This is a genomic window from Bradyrhizobium sp. (assembly GCF_049798375.1).
In the GTDB taxonomy this organism is placed as follows: domain Bacteria; phylum Pseudomonadota; class Alphaproteobacteria; order Rhizobiales; family Xanthobacteraceae; genus Bradyrhizobium.
The window spans coordinates 1-5,366 of sequence record NZ_JBARGP010000451.1 but is presented as its reverse complement, the minus strand read 5'-3'; the positions used below and the strand labels follow the sequence as shown (position 1 = coordinate 5,366).

The following is a 5,366-nucleotide window of genomic DNA, read 5'->3' as shown; positions in this document are numbered from 1 at the left end:
TGTCGCGCAGATATCCCATCTCCTCGGCGCCCGCGACCAGCGAGATTGCGATCCCTTCGGCGCCGGCGCGTGCGGTTCGCCCGATCCGGTGCACGTAGGTTTCGGGTATGTTGGGCAGGTCGAAATTCACCACATGGCTGACGCCGTCGACGTCGATGCCGCGTGCGGCGATGTCGGTTGCAACCAGCGTCCGGATCTCGCCAGAGCGGAACTGCGCCAGCACCCGCTCACGATAGTTCTGGGACTTGTTGCCATGGATGGCGTCGGCGGGGATGCCGGCCTTGGCGAGGCCCTTCACCACCTTGTCGGCGCCGTGCTTGGTACGGGTGAACACCAGGGCCCGGTTCACCTTCTCCTCCTTGAGGACCTGCGCCAGGACGTTGCCCTTGGTCGCGTGGTCGACCTGGATCACCCGCTGGCTGATGCGCTCGACGGTCGAAGAGACCGGGGTCACCGCCACGCGGGCCGGGTCCTTGAGCATGGCGTCGGCCAGCTCTGCGATGTCCTTCGGCATGGTCGCCGAGAAGAACATGGTCTGGCGCTTGATCGGCAGCTTGGCGACGATCTTCCGGATATCGTTGATGAAGCCCATATCGAGCATGCGGTCGGCTTCGTCGAGCACCAGGAATTCGACATGGGCCAGCTTGAGGGCGTTGCCCTGGACGAGATCGAGCAGGCGGCCGGGGGTCGCGACCAGCACATCGACGCCCTGCATCAGGGAGCGGACCTGGCGGCCCATCGGCACGCCGCCGATCGCGAGCGCGGAGCTCAGCCGGAGATGGCGGCCGTAGGCGTTGAAACTGTCGAGGATCTGTCCCGACAATTCACGCGTCGGGCTCAGCACCAGCACGCGGGCGTTCTTCGGCTGCGGCTTGATACGGTTTTCGAGCAGCCGGTGCAGGATCGGCAGCGCAAAGGATGCCGTCTTGCCGGTACCGGTCTGCGCGATGCCGACGACATCGCGCCCGCTCATGGCGAGGGGGATGGTCTGGGCCTGGATCGGGGTGGGGGTGGTGTAGTTCTCTTCCTTGAGTGCGCGCTGAATCGCGTCGGCAAGGCCAAAATCCTGAAAGGATGTCAAAAGAGGGTCTTTCCATATGGCATCACGCCCGTCTCCGCGGGCTCAAAGCCACGAGGCGAGGGTGAATGCACTTTCGAAGACGCCCGCGTGCTGGGGCACCTGCTATCGAGGGGGATTATTGAGCAAGCCAGAAGCTCATGGCTGAGCTTAAGAACACGCGGCTTGCAATGACCGGCCGATTCGCCTGCGTCTTGCCGACATATGGACCATGAAGACGGCAGTTTCAAGGTCGGGTTTGCCCGGTGGCGCTGTCTGCAGATTGCTTGGTTAGCAAAGACACTTGCCGGACGCGGTCTGCTTCAAAAATAGCCATCGGTTTAAACGTGCACAAAATTTAGATTATCTGCCGGTGAATCAAACATGCGCCATGCGTAACAAAAGTGCAACCGGCCGGCTCTCCGGTGCGGTTCTCAAGATTTAACAAATGACTTCAGCGACTTATGCCTCTCACGGTGCATGGCACGCTTCTTGCGATTCTTGCGCCGCAGACGGCCGCGGGCTGTTTTAGCCGCGACGCGCGTCCTGCGTCAGGGAGACGATATTCATGTTCACCAAATTCACTCAGGGATTAACGGCGCCGTTCAGCCGCCGTCTGGCGCTGACGGCTGCGGCCGGTCTGGCGCTCGGTGCGGCCGGTTTCGGCCCGGCCAAGGCCGCCGACGACACCATCAAGATCGGCGTGCTGCATTCACTCTCCGGCACCATGGCGATCAGCGAGACCACGCTGAAGGATACCATCCTGTTCATGATCGACGAGCAGAACAAGAAGGGCGGCGTGCTTGGCAAGAAGCTCGAGGCCGTCGTCGTCGATCCCGCCTCGAACTGGCCGCTGTTCGCCGAGAAGGCGCGTGAGCTGATCACCAAGGACAAGGTCGCGGTCGTGTTCGGCTGCTGGACCTCGGTGTCGCGCAAGTCGGTGCTGCCAGTGTTCAAGGAGCTCAACAGCATCCTGTTCTATCCCGTCCAGTACGAGGGCGAGGAGAGCGAGCGCAACGTGTTCTACACCGGCGCAGCGCCGAACCAGCAGGCGATCCCGGCCGTCGACTACCTGATGAAGGAAGAGAAGGTGAAGCGCTGGGTGCTGGAAGGCACCGACTATGTCTACCCGCGCACCACCAACAAGATCCTCGAAGCCTATCTGAAGTCGAAGGGCGTCGCTAGCGACGACATCATGATCAACTACACGCCGTTCGGCTTCTCCGACTGGCAGACCGAAGTCTCCAAGATCAAGGCGTTCGGCTCGGCCGGAAAGAAGAGCGCCGTGGTCTCGACCATCAATGGCGACGCCAACGTGCCTTTCTACAAGGAGCTCGGCAACCAGGGCGTCAAGGCCAAGGACATTCCGGTGGTCGCGTTCTCGGTGGGTGAGGAAGAGCTCGCCGGCATCGACACCAAGCCGCTGATCGGCCATCTCGCCGCCTGGAACTACTTCGAGTCGATCAAGTCCCCGGCCAACGAGAAGTTCATCAAGGAGTGGCAGGCCTACACCAAGAACCCGAAGCGCACCACCAACGACCCGATGGAAGCCTCCTATATCGGCTTCAACATGTGGGTGAAGGCGGTCGAGAAGGCCAAGTCGATCGATCCGGACAAGGTGATCGACGCGCTGCCCGGCACCGAGACCGCGAACCTGACCGGTGGCACCTCGAAGATGCTGCCGAACCACCATATCACCAAGCCGGTGTTCATCGGCGAGGTCAAGGGCGATGGCCAGTTCAGCGTGGTCTACAAGACCAAAGATCTCGTCCCGGGCGACGCCTGGTCGAAGGAGCTGGAAGGCTCCAAGGACCTGGTCGGCGATTGGGTCGGCAAGAAGTGCGGCAACTACAACGTCAAGACCAACAAGTGCCTCGGCTCGGGCACCTGATCCGGACCTGATGTCGCCAGCGTGACTAGGGAAGGCGGTGACACCGCTGCCTTTCCTCTACTCCTGCCGGGGTTTGTCCAGTGCCTGCAACTTTATTTACGCTTCTGCGCACGCTGATCTTTTCCATCGCCTTGATCGCCATCTCCGTGCCGGCCTTTGCCGCGACCTTCGCGGACTCCGTCGGCAAGTTCGCCACCGATGATTTCTCCGATACCGAGGATGCCATCGGCGAGGTCGCCGTATCGGGCAATCTGATGGCTTATCCGATCATCAAGGCGCTGCAGGACGAGCGGCTGATGTTCGATGCCGATAGCAAGAAGGTCTACATCAAGCAGACCGACGGCAAGGCGATCGATGCCGTCACCGGTGCACCGGTCGATGCGATTCCCGACAGCGCCTCCGAGGTCAACCTCAACAACCGTCTCCGCCGCGCGGTTGACGCTGCGATCGGCGGCCTGACCTTGATGTCGCCGGATCTCTCGGCGCGACTTTCCGCCGCGCAATCGGTCTTCAAGTCGCACGAGGAATCGATGCTGCCGACCGTCGAGTCCGCGCTGGCCAAGGAGACCAATACCTCGGTCAAGCGGGCGCTGTCCGAAGGGCGCGCTGCGATCCTGCTGTTCAAGTCCGACGCCAGCGAAACCGACAAGCTCGCCGCCGTCGCCGTCATCAGGGCGCGCGGCGACCAGGAGGCGCTGGCGCTGCTGACCGAGATCAGCGGCGGCGATCAGCCGGCCAACGTGACCAAGGCTGCCGCCAGTGCCATTGCCTCGATCCGGAGCTCCCTTGCGATGTGGTCCGGTGTGCAGAACGCGTGGTATGGCCTCTCGCTTGGTTCCGTGCTGCTGCTCGCCGCCATCGGGCTCGCCATCACCTTCGGCGTGATGGGCGTCATCAACATGGCTCATGGCGAAATGGTGATGATCGGCGCCTACACCACCTTCGTGGTACAGGATTTGATCCGTACCAGCTATCCCGCTTTGTTCGACTACTCTTTGTTCATCGCTGTCCCATTGGCCTTCCTGGTCGCGGGCGCGATCGGCATCCTGATCGAGCGCACCGTGATCCGCTTCCTCTATGGGCGCCCCCTGGAGACGCTGCTTGCGACCTGGGGCCTGTCGCTGGTCCTGCAGCAGGCGGTACGCACCGCGTTCGGTCCGACCAATCGGGAGGTCGGCAATCCCTCCTGGATGAGCGGTGCCTTCGACCTCGGCCAGATCACGATCACTTACAATCGGCTCTGGATTCTCTGCTTCACCATGGCCGTATTCGCGATCCTGCTGGCGATGCTGCGCTACACCGCGCTCGGGCTCGAGATGCGGGCGGTGACGCAGAACCGTCGCATGGCGGCCTCGATGGGCATCGCCACCTCCCGGGTCGATGCGCTGACCTTCGGCCTCGGCTCGGGCATTGCGGGCATCGCCGGCGTGGCGCTGTCGCAGATCGACAATGTCAGCCCCAATCTCGGCCAGAGCTACATCATCGATTCCTTCATGGTCGTGGTGTTCGGCGGCGTCGGTAATCTCTGGGGCACGCTGGTCGGCGCATTCACGCTCGGCATCGCCAACAAGTTCCTGGAGCCGGTGGCCGGCGCGGTGCTCGGCAAGATCGCGATCCTGGTGCTGATTATCCTGTTCATCCAGAAACGCCCGCGCGGCCTGTTCGCGCTGAAGGGCCGGGCGGTGGAAGCATGAGGCCGTCTCATATGCTCACCCGCTCGCTGGACCGCGCCGCCACCATCTTCATCCTGGTGGTTGCCGCCTGCGGCGTCCTGATCCCGCTCTCCAACCTGCTGCTGCCGACGGGCTCGGCGCTGCAGGTACCGACCTATCTGGTCGCGCTGTGGGGCAAATACGTCTGCTACGCCATCCTCGCGCTCTCGATTGACCTGATCTGGGGCTATTGCGGCATCCTCTCGCTCGGCCATGGCGCCTTCTTCTCGCTCGGCGGCTATGCGATGGGCATGTATCTAATGCGCCAGATCGGTAGCCGCGGCGTCTACGGCAATCCGGTCCTGCCCGACTTCATGGTGTTCCTGAACTGGCAGTCGCTGCCCTGGTACTGGCACGGCTTCAACATGTTCTGGTTTGCCGCCCTGATGGTGCTGCTGGTGCCGGGCCTGCTCGCCTTCTGCTTCGGCTGGCTCGCCTTCCGTTCGCGGGTCACCGGCGTCTATCTGTCGATCATCACCCAGGCGATGACCTACGCGCTGCTGCTCGCGTTCTTCCGCAATGATTTCGGCTTCGGCGGCAACAACGGCCTGACTGACTTCAAGGACATCCTGGGCTTCAACGTGCAGGCCGAAGGCACCCGCGCCGCTTTGTTCGCGCTGAGCTGTCTCGCCTTGATCGTCGCTTTCCTGATCTGTCGGGCGGTGGTGTCATCCAAGCTCGGCAAGGTGCTGATCGCGATCCGCGA

Annotated in this window: 4 protein-coding genes; 3 read left to right on the top strand and 1 reads right to left on the bottom strand. The window is 62.6% G+C overall.

Annotated elements, in window-relative coordinates; translation table 11 throughout:
• The coding region (locus WA702_RS18700; RefSeq protein ID WP_425112018.1) for a DEAD/DEAH box helicase at positions 1–1,081 on the bottom strand (1,081 nt) is incomplete at its 3' end.
• Between the two features lie 544 nt (positions 1,082–1,625).
• Here WA702_RS18700 and urtA point away from each other — a divergent pair.
• The 3 genes from urtA to WA702_RS18685 form a co-directional block, all read left to right on the top strand.
• A complete protein-coding gene (gene urtA / locus WA702_RS18695) occupies positions 1,626–2,948 on the top strand; it encodes an urea ABC transporter substrate-binding protein (RefSeq protein ID WP_425112017.1) in 1,323 nt (440 codons plus the stop codon).
• A gap of 131 nt (positions 2,949–3,079) precedes the next feature.
• The gene (gene urtB, locus WA702_RS18690; protein ID WP_425112019.1) at positions 3,080–4,642 is read left to right on the top strand and encodes an urea ABC transporter permease subunit UrtB; all 1,563 of its coding nucleotides are present in this window, start codon (positions 3,080–3,082) and stop codon (positions 4,640–4,642) included.
• Positions 4,639–5,366: ABC transporter permease subunit (locus WA702_RS18685; RefSeq protein WP_425112016.1), on the top strand; the 728-nt coding region annotated here is incomplete at its 3' end. The genes urtB and WA702_RS18685, both read left to right, overlap by 4 nt.

What these genes read in the sequence shown, in the direction of transcription:
- urtA (WP_425112017.1), top strand. Translation starts at nt 1,626, where the DNA reads ATGTTCACCAAATTCACTCAGGGATTAACGGCGCCGTTCAGCCGCCGT.